This window comes from Brooklawnia propionicigenes, from assembly GCF_030297015.1.
In the GTDB taxonomy this organism is placed as follows: domain Bacteria; phylum Actinomycetota; class Actinomycetes; order Propionibacteriales; family Propionibacteriaceae; genus Brooklawnia; species Brooklawnia propionicigenes.
The window spans coordinates 176,466-194,419 of record NZ_AP028056.1 but is presented as its reverse complement, the minus strand read 5'-3'; the positions used below and the strand labels follow the sequence as shown (position 1 = coordinate 194,419).

The 17,954-nt window shown below is 64.0% G+C and carries 18 protein-coding genes; 5 read left to right on the top strand and 13 right to left on the bottom strand.

What is annotated here, in order from left to right:
* Positions 1 to 14 precede the first annotated feature (14 nt).
* The gene (locus QUE25_RS00865; protein WP_286266670.1) at positions 15 to 632 is read left to right on the top strand and encodes a TMEM175 family protein; all 618 of its coding nucleotides are present in this window, start codon (positions 15 to 17) and stop codon (positions 630 to 632) included.
* An 89-nt stretch (positions 633 to 721) separates the two neighbouring features.
* Here QUE25_RS00865 and glpK read toward each other — a convergent pair whose 3' ends face one another.
* The 5 genes from glpK to glpA form a co-directional block, all read right to left on the bottom strand.
* Positions 722 to 2,242, bottom strand: coding sequence for a glycerol kinase GlpK (glpK, locus tag QUE25_RS00860; protein ID WP_286268457.1), 1,521 nt, complete (start codon positions 2,240 to 2,242; stop codon positions 722 to 724).
* Positions 2,243 to 2,304: 62 nt separating this feature from the next.
* Positions 2,305 to 3,099 carry an MIP/aquaporin family protein gene (locus tag QUE25_RS00855; protein ID WP_286268456.1) on the bottom strand — a complete coding sequence of 265 codons (795 nt, stop codon included), beginning with the start codon at positions 3,097 to 3,099 and terminating at the stop codon, positions 2,305 to 2,307.
* A gap of 268 nt (positions 3,100 to 3,367) precedes the next feature.
* Positions 3,368 to 4,714: an anaerobic glycerol-3-phosphate dehydrogenase subunit C gene (locus QUE25_RS00850; RefSeq protein WP_286266669.1), complete on the bottom strand. Its 1,347-nt coding sequence runs from the start codon at positions 4,712 to 4,714 to the stop codon at positions 3,368 to 3,370.
* A complete protein-coding gene (gene glpB / locus QUE25_RS00845; RefSeq protein ID WP_286266666.1) occupies positions 4,711 to 5,940 on the bottom strand; it encodes a glycerol-3-phosphate dehydrogenase subunit GlpB in 1,230 nt (409 codons plus the stop codon). The genes QUE25_RS00850 and glpB overlap by 4 nt, the downstream gene beginning before the upstream one ends.
* A complete protein-coding gene (gene glpA, locus QUE25_RS00840) occupies positions 5,937 to 7,583 on the bottom strand; it encodes an anaerobic glycerol-3-phosphate dehydrogenase subunit GlpA (protein WP_286266664.1) in 1,647 nt (548 codons plus the stop codon). Before glpA ends, glpB begins: the two co-directional genes overlap by 4 nt.
* Positions 7,584 to 7,773: 190 nt before the next feature.
* On the opposite strand from glpA, the gene QUE25_RS00835 reads away from it, so the two are divergent.
* From QUE25_RS00835 to QUE25_RS00825, 3 genes are all read left to right on the top strand, one after another.
* On the top strand, positions 7,774 to 8,871 hold the full coding sequence (locus QUE25_RS00835; RefSeq protein ID WP_286266662.1) for a zinc-binding metallopeptidase family protein: 1,098 nt from the start codon (positions 7,774 to 7,776) through the stop codon (positions 8,869 to 8,871).
* A gap of 78 nt (positions 8,872 to 8,949) precedes the next feature.
* Positions 8,950 to 9,450: an SRPBCC domain-containing protein gene (locus QUE25_RS00830; RefSeq protein ID WP_286266660.1), complete on the top strand. Its 501-nt coding sequence runs from the start codon at positions 8,950 to 8,952 to the stop codon at positions 9,448 to 9,450.
* Positions 9,451 to 9,484: 34 nt separating this feature from the next.
* Positions 9,485 to 10,192 (top strand): SOS response-associated peptidase, encoded by a 708-nt coding sequence (locus QUE25_RS00825; protein ID WP_286266658.1) that lies wholly within the window; start codon positions 9,485 to 9,487, stop codon positions 10,190 to 10,192.
* Positions 10,193 to 10,203: 11 nt separating this feature from the next.
* Here QUE25_RS00825 and QUE25_RS00820 read toward each other — a convergent pair whose 3' ends face one another.
* The 5 genes from QUE25_RS00820 to urtA all read right to left on the bottom strand — a co-directional run bounded on the left by QUE25_RS00820 (position 10,204) and on the right by urtA (position 15,054).
* Positions 10,204 to 10,899 (bottom strand): ATP-binding cassette domain-containing protein, encoded by a 696-nt coding sequence (locus QUE25_RS00820; protein WP_286266657.1) that lies wholly within the window; start codon positions 10,897 to 10,899, stop codon positions 10,204 to 10,206.
* The gene (urtD, locus tag QUE25_RS00815; RefSeq protein ID WP_286266655.1) at positions 10,886 to 11,689 is read right to left on the bottom strand and encodes an urea ABC transporter ATP-binding protein UrtD; all 804 of its coding nucleotides are present in this window, start codon (positions 11,687 to 11,689) and stop codon (positions 10,886 to 10,888) included. The genes QUE25_RS00820 and urtD overlap by 14 nt, the downstream gene beginning before the upstream one ends.
* A 2-nt stretch (positions 11,690 to 11,691) precedes the next feature.
* Complete coding sequence (urtC, locus tag QUE25_RS00810) at positions 11,692 to 12,819, bottom strand: urea ABC transporter permease subunit UrtC (RefSeq protein WP_286266653.1); 1,128 nt, start codon at positions 12,817 to 12,819, stop codon at positions 11,692 to 11,694.
* The gene (urtB, locus tag QUE25_RS00805; RefSeq protein WP_286266651.1) at positions 12,816 to 13,700 is read right to left on the bottom strand and encodes an urea ABC transporter permease subunit UrtB; all 885 of its coding nucleotides are present in this window, start codon (positions 13,698 to 13,700) and stop codon (positions 12,816 to 12,818) included. Before urtB ends, urtC begins: the two co-directional genes overlap by 4 nt.
* Positions 13,701 to 13,806: 106 nt before the next feature.
* Positions 13,807 to 15,054 (bottom strand): urea ABC transporter substrate-binding protein, encoded by a 1,248-nt coding sequence (urtA, locus tag QUE25_RS00800; RefSeq protein ID WP_286266649.1) that lies wholly within the window; start codon positions 15,052 to 15,054, stop codon positions 13,807 to 13,809.
* A 247-nt stretch (positions 15,055 to 15,301) separates the two neighbouring features.
* Here urtA and QUE25_RS00795 point away from each other — a divergent pair, with 247 nt between their 5' ends.
* Positions 15,302 to 16,006 carry a DUF998 domain-containing protein gene (locus QUE25_RS00795; RefSeq protein WP_286266647.1) on the top strand — a complete coding sequence of 235 codons (705 nt, stop codon included), beginning with the start codon at positions 15,302 to 15,304 and terminating at the stop codon, positions 16,004 to 16,006.
* Here the strand turns inward: QUE25_RS00795 and QUE25_RS00790 are convergent.
* Genes QUE25_RS00790 through QUE25_RS00780 form a run of 3 tightly spaced genes read right to left on the bottom strand, consistent with a single transcriptional unit; the run spans position 15,911 to position 17,873 of the window.
* Positions 15,911 to 16,606, bottom strand: coding sequence for a hypothetical protein (locus tag QUE25_RS00790; protein WP_286266645.1), 696 nt, complete (start codon positions 16,604 to 16,606; stop codon positions 15,911 to 15,913). The two genes, QUE25_RS00795 and QUE25_RS00790, sit on opposite strands and share 96 nt — an antisense overlap.
* A complete protein-coding gene (locus tag QUE25_RS00785) occupies positions 16,603 to 17,496 on the bottom strand; it encodes an ABC transporter ATP-binding protein (protein WP_286266643.1) in 894 nt (297 codons plus the stop codon). Before QUE25_RS00785 ends, QUE25_RS00790 begins: the two co-directional genes overlap by 4 nt.
* Complete coding sequence (locus QUE25_RS00780) at positions 17,493 to 17,873, bottom strand: GntR family transcriptional regulator (RefSeq protein WP_286266641.1); 381 nt, start codon at positions 17,871 to 17,873, stop codon at positions 17,493 to 17,495. Before QUE25_RS00780 ends, QUE25_RS00785 begins: the two co-directional genes overlap by 4 nt.
* Positions 17,874 to 17,954 lie beyond the last annotated feature (81 nt).

The following is a 17,954-nucleotide window of genomic DNA, read 5'->3' as shown; positions in this document are numbered from 1 at the left end:
GTTAGCGTGATCCCATGTCGCGCCCACTCATCGAATCGGGTCGGATGGATGCCCTCATCGACGGCATCTTCGCCATTGCATCGACATTGCTCGTGCTCGAATTGACCTCGCACGCCATCGGAAACGTGACCACCAGCGGCGAATTCCTGGCAGGACTGCTGGGCATGGGCGATCAGTTCATCTCTTTCCTGGTGAGCTTCCTGTTGCTCTGCCTGCTGTGGATGGCACACGTCCGGCTGTTCACCTACATCGCCTACATCGACGGCAACCTCATGCGGATCAACGTGCTCCAGCTGCTGTTCATCGTCCTGATCCCTTTCAGCACCGTGGTCGACACCGACTACGCGGACATCTGGCTCGGCCGGCTGGTGATGCCATCGACCGTCTTCCCGGCGATTCTGCTGAGCTGGCTGGGCTGGTGCTACGTCCTGCGCCATCGCAGTCTGTTGGTACCGGACGTTGCGGAGGCGGACATCGCGGACATGAGCCGAGCCTCGTTGATTGCCGTACTGCTCAGTGCGCTGACAGTCGCGCTCGCGCCCTTCATCGGGTCGTGGGCCTTCCTGGCGTTCGCTCTGCGTCCGGTCTTCGACGCCATCAGAGAACGGCGGCGCGCCACCACCACCGCCTGACCCGCTGACACCAGAGCACGCGGCCCGGGCAGGAACTTGCGTCCACTGCCCGAGCCGCGCGCGGCTTGCCTGACGGTTGCGATCCGGTCCTACTCGACGACGTCCTCGTCGACCCACTCGAGGGTCTTGGTAACCGCCTTCTTCCAGTTGCGGTACAGGCGCTCGCGCTCGACCTGGGCTTGCGAAGAGGTGTCGGGCACCCAGCGCTTGTCCTCGGCCCAGTTGGCGACGACGTCGGCTTCGCCATCCCAGAATCCGACCGCGATGCCGGCCGCGTAGGCGGCGCCGAGAGCGGTGGTTTCGGCCACCTTCGGACGCACTACTGCGACCCCGAGTTGATCGGCCTGGAACTGCATCAGCACGTTGTTGGCCGTCATGCCGCCATCAACCCGGAGCTCGGCGAGCGGGACACCTGCGTCCGCGTTCATGGCTTCCAGCACGTCGCGGGTCTGGTAGGCGGTCGCCTCCAGCACCGCGCGGGCGATGTGGCCGCGGTTCACGTAGCGGGTCAGACCGACCAGCGCGCCGCGGGCATCCGGTCGCCAGTACGGGGCGAACAGGCCGGAGAACGCCGGCACGAAGTACGCACCGCCATTGTTCTCCACGGTGGCGGCGAGGTCTTCGATCTCGGGCGCGGACGACACGATCTTGAGATTGTCGCGCAGCCACTGCACCAGCGAGCCGGTGACAGCGATCGAGCCTTCGAGCGCATAGACCTGCTTGGCGTCCCCGATCTTGTAGCAGACCGTGGTGAGCAGGCCGTTCTTCGAGAAGACCGCCTCCTCACCGGTGTTCATCAGCATGAAGCAGCCGGTGCCGTAGGTGTTCTTCGCCATGCCCTTCTGGAAACATGCCTGGCCGAAGGTTGCTGCCTGCTGATCGCCCAGAATGCCGGCGATCGGGGTGTCGATGATCAGGCTTTCCTTGTCGCCGTGTCCGTAGACCTCCGAACACGATCTGATCTCCGGAAGCATCGACATCGGGATGCCCATGACCTCACACATGCCCGGATCCCATTCGAGAGTCCGGACGTTCATCAGCATGGTGCGCGAGGCGTTGGTCACGTCGGTGACATGGACGCCGCCGTGCTGGCCGCCGGTGAGGTTCCACAACACCCAGCTGTCCATCGTTCCGAACGCCAGCTTGCCGGCGTCGGCCTTCTCGCGGGCGCCTTCGACATTGTCCAGAATCCACTTGATCTTCGGACCGGCGAAGTAGGTCGCCAGCGGCAGGCCGCAGATCTCCTTGAAGCGGTCCGGGCCCTCGTCACCGGCCAGTTCGTCGCAGATCTTCTGCGTACGGGTGTCTTGCCAGACGATCGCGTTGTACACCGGCTCGCCGGTCTCGCGGTCCCAGACCAGGGTCGTTTCGCGCTGATTGGTGATGCCGACCGCGGCGATCTGATGACGATTGATACGCGCCCGAGCGAACGCCTGTCCCATCACCTCGTTGACACTGTTGCGGATCTCGTCGGGATTGTGCTCCACCCAGCCGGCTCGCGGGAAGATCTGCTCATGTTCCAGCTGACCGCTGGACACGATCTGCCCAGCATGATTGAAGATGATGGCGCGTGAACTGGTCGTTCCCTGATCGATCGCCATGATGAACATTTCGGCCACGTTGATTCACTCCTTTGTGTGGTTGGACGATTGCTTGCCGGCAAGAGTCAGGCTCAGGCTCCAGCGAGCTGGAAGAACGGTGCTGCCTGCGACGGCAAGGTTCCCACCGCGATGTAGATGGGCGCGACGACCAGGCCGGCGATGAGGCCACCGGTCAGCGGACCGGCGACCGGGATCCATGCGTAGCCCCAGTCGGAGCCTCCCTTGCCCTTGATCGGGACGAGTGCGTGGATGATGCGCGGGCCGAGGTCACGGACCGGGTTGATGGCGTATCCGGTCGGGCCGCCCAAGGAGGCGCCGATGCCGACAATGAGCAACGTGACGCCAAGTGGCGCCCAGGCAATGCCGTTCGGATCTTGCAGACCCGCAACGATGACCCAGCCGACCAGCACGAATGTGGCGATGACCTCAGTCAGGAAGTTCCAGAAGGGCTTCCTGATCTCTGGCCCGGTGGCGAAAGTGCCCAGCTTGAGTGCCGGGTCGACGTCCTCGTCGTAGTGATTCTTGTATGCCAGCCAGGCGAGGAAGGCGCCGAGCAGCGCGCCGAGGAACTGGGCGACGACGTAGACCCCGACCAGTGCCCAGTCGATCGTGTTTCCCAGCAACAGCTCTCGCACAACGACGCCGAGAGTGACTGCCGGATTCAGGTGGCCGCCGGTCGCGCTGGCGAAGTAGACACCGGTCATGACTGCAATGCCCCAGCCGAAGTTGACGAACAGGAAGCCTGAGCCGTTGCCCTTGGTCTTTCCGAGCAGGTTGTTGGCCACGACACCAACACCCAAGAGCAGCAGCATTGCAGTTCCTGAGAATTCTGATACGAAGGCCTCTCCCAGAGAAGAGACGACCATCGGAGTCAGGTTCATCTGGTGTTCCCTTTCATACGGCCCCCGCGGTGCATTCGACCACGGGATACCCGCGGTCGCGTTGCCTCCGCAACGGAGGATTCGGGTTCTCCCGGGAACCGGTCCCGGAAGATCTGTTGCGAATTCGCACATCCAGCGTCGAAGCGCGAACCCGTATAGAACATCATGTCAAGTAATTGTGGTCGCGATCAACATTGCCGGATAATTCGCATAACTATGTCGTCCGACCGATTGTTTTGTCTGTATAAGACGTCTATTTGTCCAGCCCGTAAGCCCGGTGCACCAAGGAGATCGGGTGCACCGTCGGCACGCCGGTTGACTTGCTGATTTGCCAGCGGCAGGTTTCGGTGTCACAGACGGCAAGGTCAGGATTGGTATCCACCACCATGTCGAAGAGCGCCTGCCCGACCGCCTGCGCTACGTCGTATTTCTCCTTCTTCAGGCCGTATGTCCCTGCGATGCCGCAGCAGGCCTGTCCGGACTCGACGACTTTCAGTCCCGGGATCAACTCCAAGAGCCTGATGGCGGGCATTCCCATTCCCTGGCCCTTGAGCTGGCAGGGTGCGTGGTAGGGGACCGTCATATCGACACGCTGGAAGGTATGGGGCAGTGTTCCTTCGTCCTCGAGTTCCATCAAGAACTCGGAGGTCTCGCGGATTCTGGAACCGACATCAATGAGCGCGGGATCATCGACGCCCATGATCTCGTGAGCCTCATGCTTGAGCATTCCGGTGCACGAACCGGACGACGAGATGATCGTCAGGTCCTTGCCCGCCGCCCGCAGCTGATCACACAGCTTGCGCACCGTCTTGCGTGCCTGAGTGAACAGCCCGTTCGACTGTTGGGCCAGGCCGCAGCAGCCCTGAGTCGGGATGATGACCTCGTATCCGAGATGTTCGAGAACTTCGACGGTGTGGATGGAGGTCTGCACCTCGAAGTAGCCGCCGGCGCAGCCGTGGAAGAAGACCACCGGACCGCGGGTGGCGGGCTTGGCGGGCTGGTGGCGCTTGGCCCAGCTCACGAACGATTGCGATTGGGCCGTCGGCATGGGCGCATTGCGATGCACACCGATCATCTTCTCCATGACGATGCGGATCGGCTTGTTGTTCAGTGCCGCATTCGCGATCGGCGCGATGGGCGTCATCGCCTTGCCCATCAGAACCGTCTCACCGATCAGGAAATCGCGGATCGGCATGTGGTCGGCCTTCATGACTGCGCGGGCCATCGAGTTGAGCTCGGCGATCTGGACACCCTGCGGGCACGAGAGCGTGCAGATGCCGCAGCTGGAGCAGTAGTCGAGGGAATGATCAACCGATTCGCCGTGGCGGAAGCGTTCGGCCTGGGGTCCCACGTACTTCGGCCCCGAGAACAGCGGGGTGACTGCCGCGACCGGGCACTGCGTTTCGCAGATCGTGCACTTGACGCAGTGATCGAGACTCTCGCGGTTCAGCCGTTGCGCGGCAAAGATGTCGGGCTCTTTGAGGTTCAGTGTCAGCACTTTGGGGCCCTGCTGCGAGGTGACCAGCCGCTCGCGGCGATCTGCGTCGCGTTCTTGGCGCTCGGCCTCCGTGAGCTTCTTCGGATCCTTCTTGGCGCTCATGCCAGATCTCCAATCGCATCCGCGGCCCGCACGGCACTTGCCGCCGCGATTCCCTCTCCCGATTTCTCACTCCAACGCATCGCGCCCGCCAAGACGCCGCCGGCCGCGAACAGGTTCGGGTAGACGGGGCGATCGGCATCGTCCAGGACGCGCATCTGATCGTCCACAGCCAGCCCGCTACGGAACAGCGGCTGCTCACTTCTGCGGTCCGGTCCGATGAGCCGGCCCGGCGGGACTCGCACCGGCAGGCCCAGATGAGTCTCGAGCACCTTGCCATGGGAGTCCAGGCTCAGCGAGCCGCTCTCGAATCCACCGGGGGCGTAGACGACCGCGTCCGCCCTCACCTTCGTGAGGTGACCCGATGTCGCCACATCGACCGACACTGCCCGGCCGCCCTCGCTGTGCAGCGCGACGACACGCGCGCCGAGAATCCATCGGACACGCTGGTCTTGCAGCCGGCGGGACGCGTACTCGTTGAGTCGCATGCCCGGCACACCCGGCGGTGGAAGGGGAATCTCTGCGAGCGGAGCGCCCAGACGCGTCTGCAGGTCGGTGAATGCCGCGGCCTCGTGGTGGCCGGCGATGGCAGGAATGAGCGCCTTCTCGCCGCTCAGCAACTGCTTGCCGAGTGCCTTGGCGAAGTCTGCGCGGTAGTCCGCACGATCCATCGCCCGCGCATAGGTGAGGCCGGAGGCGTCGGCTTCGTGGGTACGGGCGGGTAGATCGAGCACGATCGCGCGGGCTGGTATCTGCTGCTTGACCAGGTTGCCGGCGATCAGCTCGGCCTGGAAATCCTTCAACTGCTGCAGGCCCACCACCACAACCGGATCATGTCCGGCGCGGGCTTCGGCGTTCACCATCGTCGGCGAGGCCAAGTAGGTCGGCCGCAACGCCCCGACCGCCGTTGGCAGCAGCCAGTTGCGTCCGTCGTTGCCCACCAGGCGGTCACCGAAGAACTCGGACGCGAAATCGGTGCCCAGGCGGACGGCATCCGCGCCGAGCACGGCGTAGGGATGCTCCGGGTTCGCGGCGATGAAGTCGTCCAGCACGTCGAAGGGACGATCGACTCGTTCGGGTGCGTAGCCGAGCACGTCGAACCCGCCATGCGACAGCTGCAGACCGCCGACGCCGAAGGTGACCAGCGTCACTTTGGCACCCTGCGTCACCAGTCGGGCGGCGCTCAGCAGACCGGCGATTCCGCCGCCGACGACCACTACGTCATTCATCGCACTGCCTCCGTGGTCTCGGGCTCGGTCGTGGACTGCAACGATTGGGCCGCGACGCCCAGTGGCACTGGTTCGAGGACGACCTTCGGTTCCGGCAGATGCTCCACATCGAGCAGTCCTTGGAAGATCCACTCGTTCAAGGCGGTCTGACGCACCTGGTCGCCATACAGGATCGGCCACAGTCCGATCCATCGGTGAGCGAGGAACTCGTGCAGCCGAGCATTGGCGAGTTCGGCATCGATGACACCCTCGGCACAGGCGATACCGGTCGCCCGCAGGCTGCAAAAACCACCTTGACACGGTCCCATGCCGAGCCGGAGATGACGACGCAGATCGTCCATGCTGGCTTGCGGGTCCGCATGCAGCGCGTCGGTGAGCATCGTACGGCTCATCAGCTCGCATTCGCAGATGATCTGATCGTCACGACGGTCGGCCTCCCGATCATGCAGGCGGTGGGTGACCTGATAGGTCTCGCCGGGCGTCGATCCGGGCACGGCCTCATCGGCGGTGCGGCACTCGCGCTCCTCGCCGAGCTGCTCGCACATCCGGTCCACAATGTTCTTGGCCATCAGCCGGTACGTGGTCAGCTTGCCGCCGGCGATCGTGAGAATCCCGGACACCCCATCGCGGGACTGATGATCGAGGATGGACATGCCGCGTGACATGTGCCGGGTGTCCTGCGCCGAGACTCGCGAGTCCTTGACCAGCGGACGCGCGCCCGACCAGGCGTGCAGCGCCCTGGCCTGGCGGAAGCCGGGGATGAGGATCTCGCCGCAGTCGAGCATCTGCTGAACCTCGTCGGCCGGGATCGGCAGTTCGTCGGGGTCTTCGGCCCGCACATCTGTGGTGCCGATGATCGCCACGGTGTGCACCGGCACCAGGATGTCGCCGTCGGCGGGGTAGGTGCAGCGGTTGATCACGGTGTTCACCAGGCGGTGATTCATCGCGATCATGATGCCGCGGCCCGGCACGACCTCGACATCGTGGCAGCCGGCCATCTCGGCGATGTGATGCGACCAGGCGCCTGCCGCGTTGATCACGAACCGGCAGCTGATCGTGACGTCTTCGCCACTACGGCGGTCGATGCAGCGCACCGCGCTCACCGAGCTGCCGGTCATTTCGATGCCGACCACCGCGTGATAGGTCAGGATCTGCGCGCCGTATTCCTGGGCGGAGCGGGCGGCGCCCCAGACCATCTGCCAGCCGTCGACGGTGCCGTCCTCGACGAGGAAGGCTCGCCGGATGCCGGGGTTGACGCGTGGCTCGCGTTTGAGGGCGGTGGCCACGCTGATCTCCTCGACCGGGACGCCGGTCTTGTGACATCCCGCGAGGAAGTCGTCCGAGAATGCCAGGTCGTCCTCGGGGGTCGAGACGAACAGCCCACCAGTAGCCTCGACCGCACTCGCGTGGATCCGCGTGACGATCGCGTTCTCCTCGGCGCATTCGGTCGCGGAGTGCGGATCGCTGACGACGTAGCGTCCCCCTGAATGCAGGAGCCCGTGATACCGGCCGGTCGTGCCCTGGCCAAGATCGGCGCGGTCGACGAGGATCGCCGAGTAACCGCGCATAGCCACATCTCGCACAACACCCGCCCCGGTTGAGCCACCTCCCACAACAACCACGTCGCAGTCGTACGTGCGCATTCCTGCCTCCTCGCTATCGGCACGGTCCCAGCCGAAAGGGCTACCGCCTCCAGGCTAGAGGAATCACAGCGGATGTGGGGGCTCCCGTTGGTAAGGACATCCGATTCTGTGTGGCGCCCCGCTGCGCGAGCAAGCGAAATTATGCGTTGTCGGAGCCGACTTCACCACCCAAGAAGGTAGATTGCCCGGTATGAAGCTGCTGATCTGCCCGACCCCGGACTGCTCGGGCCTGCTCTACCTGGAAGACCTGCGCTGCGACACCTGCGGTGCCGAAGTGGCCTACCACACACTGTCCGAAACGATGGTCGCTGTGACGGGGCCCGACATCGAGGTGGCGAACCGGTTATGGCACCCCTGCGTCAACCGCGACCGCGACTGCAACTGGCTGGCCGCCGACGACAGCTCGACCGATCAGTGCTTCTCCTGCCGGCTCACCCGGGTGCGGCCCAATGACAACGACCCGGACGCGCTCGAACGGCTCGCCGAGGCCGAGAAGTCCAAGCGCCGGGTGCTCGTCCAGTTGAACTCGCTGGGGTTGCCGATCGATCCGTACTTCGAATCCGACGGCGGGCTGGGTTTCGATCTGCTCTCGTCGGAATACGAGAAGGTGACGATCGGTCAGGCCAATGGCATCGTCACCATCGATCTGGCCGAAACGCTGGATGCTCACCGCGAACGGCTTCGGGTGGCCCTCGGCGAGCCGTACCGGACGATGCTCGGTCATTTCCGCCACGAGATCGGGCACTACTACGAGTGGGTGCTGGTGGAACAGACGGACAAGATCGAACAGTGCCGCCAGATCTTCGGTGACGAGCGAGCGTCCTATACCGACGCGATCGATCAGCATTACTCGAACGGAGCGCCCCCGAACTGGCGGGACTCCTACATCTCGGAATACGCGACGATGCACCCCTGGGAGGACTTCGCGGAGTGCTTCGCCCACTACCTGCACATCACCGACACCCTCGACACGGCTGCCTCGGCGGGCATGGAGCTGGTTCCGGGCCGCAGCGTCGTTCCGGCACTCCCGTTGGCTGTGGGTCCGCGCGACAGCTACGGGGCGGACGATTTCGATGCGCTGATGGACGACTGGCATTGGATCTCGCTGTTCTTCAATCGCGTCAACCGGTCGATGGGCAAAGCCGATCTGTACCCGTTCTCCATCAGCGACCCCGTGGTCGACAAGCTGCGATTCATTCACGGGGTGCTGACCGATCTGCCGAGGACCCGGGTCAGCGAGCTCGACGGATTCGGACGATCGATCGACTCGCAGGACACTGCAGGCTGATCGCGGTGTAAGTGCCGGCAGTAGTCTCTTCGCAAGACTTCGATTGCCGACGATGCGACTTCCGAAGGAGGCGCCGCCATGACGAAGCTCACTGGAAGACTCGACGACGATCGGCGGACACTGGTGCTCACGCGCCAATTCGATGTACCGGCCGAGCAACTGTGGACAGATTTCACCGATCCCGACCGGCTCGAGCGGTGGTTCGGCGCCTGGACCGGCGACCCAGCGTCCGGGCAGGTGATGCTCACGATGAATGCGGAGGCCGAATCCGTTCCCGCGGTGCCGTGCCGGATCTTGCACTGTGATCGGCCACGGCGGCTTTCGGTGACAGTGACCGACAGTTTCGGTACCTGGCAGTTGGCGATCGGATTCGACGAGGACGAAGGCTCGACGCGACTGACGCTGCGTCACGAGGAGGTCGATCTGCAGACGGTTCCGGAGGTCGGCCCGGGCTGGGAGTGGTACCTGGACAGGCTCACGGCTGCTGTCGCCGGTGAGGCGCCGCCAACCCTCGAGGACTTCGTCGACACGTACGCGCCGATGGGCCAGGACTACGCCGTGATGATCTCGGGCAGTTAGTCGCCGCAGCGGGCGGCCGACGTAGCCTGCTGATATGTGCGGCCGATACGTAACTGCTGATACCGCGACGATCGTCGATGTCTTCCAGGTCGATGAAGTCGGTGAGCTGCCCGCGCCGACGTTCAATGCGCGACCGGTCTTCGAGGACCTGGGTTCGGATGAACCCAGGGTTCCGGTCGTCGTCGATTCGGTTCGCGACGGTGTGTCCAAGCGCCGGTGCTGGCCGGCGCGTTGGCCGTTCACGCCGAGTTGGTCCAAGTCGTTGGTCATGAAGGGTCCGACCTTCAACGCCGTCGCCGAGACCGTGGCCGAGAAGCCGATGTGGCGTGACGCGATCGCCACCCATCGATCGATCTTTCCCGCTGTCGGATACTACGAAACCCAAGGCGGCGGACGGAAGCGTAAGCGTTTCTACTTTCACCCCGACGGGGACGAGGTCTTGGCGCTCGGGGGGCTGTACAGCTGGTGGCGGGCCAACAGGGAGTCGCCGTGGATCATGACCGCGGCGATCCTGACGATCCGTGCTCCCGGACAGGCCGGCACGATCCACAGCAGGGCCCCGATGGTCTTGCCTGCCGATCTGTGGGACGACTGGCTCGATCCGGGCATCACTGCGGGCCAGGAGTTCATTGACGCAGCGAGCCAGGAGGCGTCGTCGGTGGTGCAGTCCTTGCAGTTCTACGAGGTCGGGCTGCTGGACGAGAACTCTCCCGCGATGCTGAGGCCTGTCGATTCCGCCTGAGTCGGCGGCGTTTACAGCGCCATGGCCGCCCGCGCCTGCTCGACAGCGTCTGCGCCGCCTTGCCCAGTGCTCACCACACGCCCGGAGGCGAGCACGATGAACTCGGACGCCATCTCCAGTGCATAGCCGACATGCTGCTCGACCATCAGCACTGAGATACCGGATTCGGTCATCATCGTGGAGATGGCGGCCTGGATCTCGGCCACCACATTCGGCTGGATGCCTTCGGTGGGCTCGTCCAACACGATCAACTGGGGACCGGTGATCAACGCCCGGGCGATCGCCAGCTGTTGGCGCTGCCCACCCGACAGCAGGCCTGCCCGGCGTCCGAGCAGATCACGCAGCGCAGGGAACAGATCGAGCGCCTCGGCCATTCTGCGGGCGCCGGCGGCCCCGTGGTGGTCGGCGATCAGCTTGAGGTTCTCCCGCGCGGTCAGCTGCCCGAACGACTGCTGGCCCTGTGGAACGTAAGCGATGCCCCGGCGAACCCGCTTGTTCGTCGGCATCTTGGTGATGTTCGTGCCGTCGAAGGTGATGGTGCCCGTGCGCACCGGCAACAACCCCATCACCGCGCGCAGCAGGGTCGTCTTGCCCGCGCCGTTGTTGCCGAGCACGGCGACCATCTGGGCGTCGGGCACCTGAAGGGAGACGTCGAAGACGACCGACACCCTTCCGTAGCCACACGTAACCGAATCAAGCTGCAGCATGAGTCTCTCCCAAGTAGACCTCGATGACCTTCGGATCGGCTTGGACTTCGGCGACCGTTCCCTCGGCGAGCACCTTGCCCTGGTGGAGCACAGTGACCGAATTCGCGAAATTGCGCAGGAACTCCATGTCGTGTTCGACCACGACCACGGTGCGTTGCTCACCGATGCGTTTGAGCAACTCGCCGGTCTGTTCCCGTTCGATGGCGCTCATCCCGGCCACCGGTTCGTCCAGCAGCAGGCAGCGGGCATCTTGGACGAGCAGCATCCCGATCTCCAACCACTGCTTCTGGCCGTGCGCCAACACTCCGGCGGGCGCATTCACCAGTCCGGTCAGGCCGATCGTCTCGAGTGCGAGTTCGACCTCGGTGGGAACGGTCTTGCGCCGGCGGAGCAGCTCGCGGGACTTGCGGCCCATTCCTGCAGCGATGTCCAGGTTCTGCAGGACGCTGAGTTCTTCGATGACGCTGGCGGTCTGGAAGGTGCGCCCGACGGCCGCTCTGACGATCTTGTGCGACGGCATCCCGAGCAACTCGACCCCACCGAAGGTGGCCGATCCGGTCGCCTTGGCCAAGCCGGTGATCGCGTCGATCAGCGTGGTCTTTCCGGCACCGTTGGGTCCGATGAGAAACCGCAGGTCGCCCGAGGTGACCACCAGATCCACCCCGTCGACCGCGACGAACCCGTCGAAGGAGACCCGCAGATCCTTGACCTGTAGATAGTCCCGGTGAAACTCGCCGCGGGGAGCGGCGATGGCCTTCTCCAAGGCCTGAAGGTCGGGTTTTGGAGTCATGACTACGTCCTTCCCACCAATTGGGGTGTCTCGATGGTCTCGGCCGCCCTTGCCGGGGCGGGCTTCTTCGTTCGCCGGTACCGGTAGCGCTCGGCCATCCGTTTCAGCCACGGCCCGAGGGTGGCGACTCCCTGCGGTAGGAAGGTGATGACGAGGATGAACAGCGCTCCCTGGAAGTAGGTCCAGAAGGCCGGGTAGGTCTCGGAAAGGCCGGTTTCGACGAACCGCAGCGCGATCGTGCCGAGCACCGGACCGAGCAGAGTCGTACGTCCACCGATCACCACGCCCGCCAGGAACAGGATCGAGGGGGTGACCCCGACATCCTTGGGGGAGATGATGCCCACGATCGGCACGAACAGGGCGCCGCCGATGGCGGCGAAGATGCCGGCGATCGTGTATGCGACGGTCTTGATGATCGCCGGGTTGTACCCCAGGAAGCGGACCCGGTTCTCCTGATCGCGCACGGCGACCAGCAGTTCGCCGAAGCGTGAGCGCATGATCTGCCTGGTCAGCAGCACCATGCCGATCAGTACGGTGGCGGCGATGAAGTAGAGCATGCGTTTGTTGGCCGGATCCTTGAGGCTGTAGCCGAAGAAGCCCTTGAAGTCCGTGAGGCCGTTGAAACCTCCGGTGGAGGTGCCCTGATTGACCAGCCACAGCGAGAAGGCGGCGACCAACGCCTGCGAGAGAATGGCGAAATAGGCGCCCCGGACGCGCCTGGCGAAGACCGCCCAACCGAGCAGGAAAGCGGTCGCGGCAGGCACGACCAGAATCAGGATCACGGTGAGCACCGGGCTGCGGAATGGCTCCCACCAGCCGGGAACCTCACCGTTGCCGTAGAGCATCATGAAATCGGGCACACCGCCGGGGCTGACATCGGTCAGCTTGAGATGCATGGCCATCATGTAGCCGCCCAGGCCGAAGAACAGGCCCTGGCCGAGGGTGAGCATGCCGCCTTGGCCCCACGCCAGGCCGATACCCACGGCAACCATCGCCAGGCACATGTACTTGGCGAGCAGGCTCAGCCGGAAGTCACTGAGCAACAGGGGTGCGATCGCGACGGCGGCGACCGCGATCGCCAGCCAGATCCACAGCGACGACTTTTGGTACGCGCTCAACATGGTTTTCATGCCAGACTCCTCGTCTGTACCGCGACCAGGCCCTGGGGGCGGAACTGCAGCAGCAGGACGACCAGGAGCAGGACGATCACCTTCGCGGCGGAGGCGTCCGTCCAGTATTCGAGGAAGGCTTGGATGATGCCCAGGCCGAAGGCGGCGATGACGGCGCCCTTGAGCTGGCCCACACCACCGGCGACGACGACCAGGAAGGCGTCCACGATGTATCCGACGCCGAAGTCGAAGGAGATCGCGTCCATCAACGACAACGCCACACCGGCGAGGCCGGCGATTCCCGAACCGATGAAGAAGGTGAGCACATCGACGAAGTTGGTGGAGATACCGGAGGTCTCTGCCAGGTCGCGGTTCTCCACGGTGGCGCGGATCTCGCGTCCCAGCGAGGTGAACTGTTGCAGCAGGTACAGACCGACCACGCACACCACGGCGACGGCGAAGATGAATACGCGGGTGGCAGGCACATCCACGCCAAGAATCCGGATCGGCCCGCTCAACCAGGGGGGCGTGGCCGCATACACCGGTTGCGCGCCGAAGATGTCGCGAGCCAACTGCTGAAGCACCAGACCGACACCGAAGGTGGCCAGCAACGTGTCCAGCGGGCGCAGCCTCATCCGTGAGATGAGCGTGACCTGCAAGAACGCGCCCAGCAGACCACCGACCAGAAAGCCGACAGGAAGCGCCACCATGAGCGAAATGCCGGAATACGGGATCAGCCGTGCGACAACGAAGGCTGCATAGGCGCCGGCCATCATGAACTCACCGTGCGCATTGTTGATAACACCGAGCTGGCCGAAGGTCAGCGACAGGCCCAGTGATGCCAGTAGCAGCACTGAGCCGAGCGATATCCCAGCGAGTAGCTGGGAGATGACGAAATCCATCGCGGAGCCTTTCCGTAAACGTCTGGTGATGAGCCCCACCATGGGGTGCGGCCGATTCCCGGGAGAATCTGCCGCACCCCTGGCGGTCAATTGGGTGATCGGAGGCTCAGCCCTGCCACCAGCTGTAGTTCTTGAGGAAGGGATCGGGCTCGATCGGGCTACCGGAGCTCCACACTGTGTGCAGCAGACCGTCCGAAGCGATCTGGCCGATGAGAGCGGCCTTGAAGAGGTGGTGGTTCTCGCCGTCGACGGTCACCTGTCCCTCGGGGGCGGCGAAGGTCACGCCGTCCGCGGCAGCAACGATTGCCTCAGTTGAGAAGCCGCCGGCCTTCTCCGCCATTTCTTTCCACAGATACAGCGAGGTGTAGGCGGATTCCATCGGGTCGGAGGTCACTCGGTCCTGACCGTACTTGGCCTTGAATGCCTCGACGAAGGTGTGATTCTCCGGAGAGTCGATGGTCTGGAAGTAGTTCCAGGCAGCGAACTGACCTTCGACGTTCTCCAGACCGATGCCGGCGACCTCTTCCTCCGCGATCGACACCGAGATCACAGGTGTCGTTTCGGGAGCGAGTCCGGCGTTCTTGTACTCCTTGAAGAATGCGACGTTGGAGTCGCCGTTCAAGGTGTTGAACACCGCCTCGGCGCCCGAGCCCTTGAGCTTGTTGACGATCGTCGAGAAGTCGGTATGACCGAGGGGAGCGTATTCCTCGCCCACGATCTCGATGTCATTGGCCGCAGCGTAGGCGTTGATGATCTTGTTCGCGGTGCGCGGGAAGACATAGTCGGAGCCGACCAGGAAGAGCTTCTTGACGCCTTCGGACTTCAGGTAGTCCATGGCGGGAATGATCTGCTGGTTGGTGGTTGCGCCGGTGTAGAAGATATTCGGCGAGGCTTCCAGGCCCTCATACTGCACCGGGTAGAACAGCAGCGAGTCCTTCTCCTCGAAGACCGGGAGCATGGCCTTGCGGGAGGCCGAGGTCCAGCCGCCGAAGACGGCGGCCACGCAGTCCTGCGAGATCAGCTTCTCGGCTTTCTCCGCGAAGATGGTGGGTTCGGACGCGCCGTCTTCTTGAACCACGTCCAGCGTCTTGCCGTTCACGCCTCCGGCCGCGTTGATCTCGTCGGCGGCCATGTGCAGCGCATCGCTGACGGTCTTCTCCGAGATGGCCATCGTGCCCGACAGCGAATTGACGAAGCCGATCTTGATGGACGAACCGGAGGTGTCGACACAGGTTCCTGACGAACTGCCGGTTCCGGATGGACTGTCGGCGGTCTGTTCAACTGGGGCTCCACAGGACGCCAGGGCCATAGTGCCCGCGGCGATGAATGCCACTGCGGTGAGCTTTCTCGACATCATCTCTGCTTCCTTTCCATGCGAGGGCATCACTCGGCGGACATGCTGGGGGTGAAATGGCTTGACAAAGGTACTTTGATCTTCGTTTCGGCGCTGCATCCGCATCTGCTGACCTACTTTGACGATCCGATGTGTCGACGATGTAACTGTTCGGTTACCGCTTTCAGCCAAGATTTATCGTGATCAATTCGTGATGTCGTGGTCTTTCCTGAGCTGCAGAAATCCCCGATTCGATAAACTGATCCGAATGTCAAAGTCTGCAGTGGTGTCCCGGTCGACCCGTGTGCTGGCGGCCATCACCTTGGCCTGCGCCGGATTGGATCTTGTGGTACTCGCGGGCTTCCATCTGATCCAGCCGGAGATTGATCCTCTGACCAGCGCAACCAGCGAGTACGTCCACGGCAAGGCCGGCGCGATGTCGTCGGTGACCTCCGCGGCCGTGGGCCTGGGTGCTGTCTCGCTGGCAGTTGCGGTCTGGCGGATCACCGTCACGGTCTCCGCCCGGGTGGGGGCCGGCCTGCTGGCCGTCTTCGGGCTCGCGAAGCTCGCCCAATCCTTTTTCCCGATCGATGCCGGTGGCGCGACGACGACAGGCCTGATGCACAACCTGCTCGGCAATCTGGCATTTCTCGTCCTGCCGGTTGCCGCCATCTTGATCACTCCTGCCGCCGCACGAGCATGCGGACGCGGCCAGCCCGGGTGGTGGCCCCGGCTGGCCGCGTGGCTGATCGTCCTCACCAGCGTGCTCGTCCTGGTGGGTGATGGGGTTGGCCTGTTCGGCCTGGCTCAGCGGATCTATCTGGTCAGCGCGGCCCTGTGGACCGCACTGGTTGCGTCGTGGTTGTGGAGTGCGCGATCACGGGACCAGGCGGCGCAGAATCAAGTAGGAGATGCCGGCCAGAACAGCGGTGGCCAGCAGGCCCCACAGGGCCCATCCGGGAGCGGTCTGTGAAGCGAACCACCTACCCACCTGCACCCACGCATTCGCGCGCCCGATGAACCACAGCGCTGCGACGAGCATCAGGCCGGGGATCACCAGCGCGGCGGTCAGCACCACGGTGCCCCAGCGCTTGTACACGGTCGCGGCCCAGAAGCCGAGGACGAAGAAGCCGAAAGCCAACGCGAAGAAGACCAGTGCCGCGGCAGCGGGACCGTGCTCCCAGACCCAGGGCAGGTAGAAGAAGTAGCCATTGAGCCCCCAGCCGTCGGTGATGCGCTCGATCAGTCCTCCCACCACGAATATCGCGGCCAGGATCATCGCGGTCAGTGCTGCGGACAGCAAGGTGCCGAGATAGAACTCCTTGCGCGTGACGCTCAGCGCTTGCGAGAAGGGGAAGGACAGCGTCAGTGCTTGCACACCGACCGCCAGCAAGCACCACAGCGGTGCCTGTGCTCCGCCGCCGTAGAACGGACCCTGGACGCCACTGCCGGCGATGATCGAGTAGATGGCCAGGGTCAACCCGAGTGAGCCGGTCAGCACGATCACCGGCACCCAGACATAGGCCTGACGGTTGACCAACTGCATCCGGACGACATTGATGACGCGATTCATAGCAGCGCTCCTTCCTTGCTGGCGGTGCTCTGAGAAGTGCGGACGATGAGCTGCTGCAACGAGACCGGGGTGGCGTCCAGGCCTGCGGCGGCGAGCTGGGCCCGGTCCGCGTCGGTGAGCCGGCCGAGCACCGTGACGCTGGTGACTCTGCCCAGGCTCTGCCGGTGGATGACCTGACGGCCGGTGACGAAGGCCTCCACCGCCGCGGAGTCCCCGACGATAGTCGCGGCGCGATCGCGCACCGCATCGGTCTCCTCGTCCATCACGATGCGCCCCTTGTCGATCACGATCACATGTTCGAGAAGATTGGACACCTCGTCGATCAGGTGGCTGGACAAGATGATGGTGCGCGGATGCTCGACATAGTCCTCCAGGAGCCGGTCGTAGAAGATCTGCCGCGCGACCGCATCCAGGCCCAGATAGGGCTCGTCGAAGAAGGTGATCTCCGCGCGTGAGGCCAAGCCCAGGATGACTCCGACAGCGGACAGCTGTCCGCGTGAGAGCTTCTTGATTCGGGTCTTGGTGGGCAGCTGGAAGTCCGCGACCAGGTCGTCCGCGAATGCCTGGTCCCAATTCGGGTAGAACAGGCCGGCGATCCGGAAGGCATGCATGGCCGTGGCCTCGTCCGGATACTTCTGGCCCTCGCGCACGAAGCACATCCGGCCCAGAACTCGGGGGTTCTCGTAGGGGTCCTCGCCGAAGATCCGGACGTCACCGCTGGTGGCGAAGTTCTGCGCAGTGAGGATCGACATGATGGTCGTCTTGCCGGCGCCGTTTCGGCCGAGCAGACCGTAGATGGCATCCTTTTCGATGGTGAAGCTCACGTTGTCGACCGCGAGCGTCTCCTTGTAGCGCTTGGTGAGGTTCTTCACCTCGATCACTGTTGTCATCGTGACGTTCCTTCCATGGTGGTGGCGGCCCGTTCCTGGAGGAGCCGGGCGATGTCGTCGGGGCCGAGCCCGAGCGTGCGGGCTTCGGCAATCAGTGGGTCGAGATACCGCGTCGCGAAGGCGGCACGCCGCTCGCCGAGCAGTAGATCGCGGGCGCCCGGCGCGATGAACATGCCGATACCGCGGCGCTTGTACAGCACTCCCTTGTCGGTGAGCATGGTGATCCCCTTGGCTGCGGTGGCTGGATTGATCCGGTAGAAGGCTGCGAGCTCGTTGGTCGAAGGTGCCTGCGCGTCCTCGGCGAGGCTGCCGTCGATGATCGAGTTCTCGATGTCCTCGGCGATCTGCACGAACAGGGGCCGTCCTTCCTCGATCATGCCGGCCTCCCTGGTTAATTGGTTACCTACTTCACTAGGTAACCATGTAGGGGGTTCGGATTCAAGTGATCCGGACGAAAA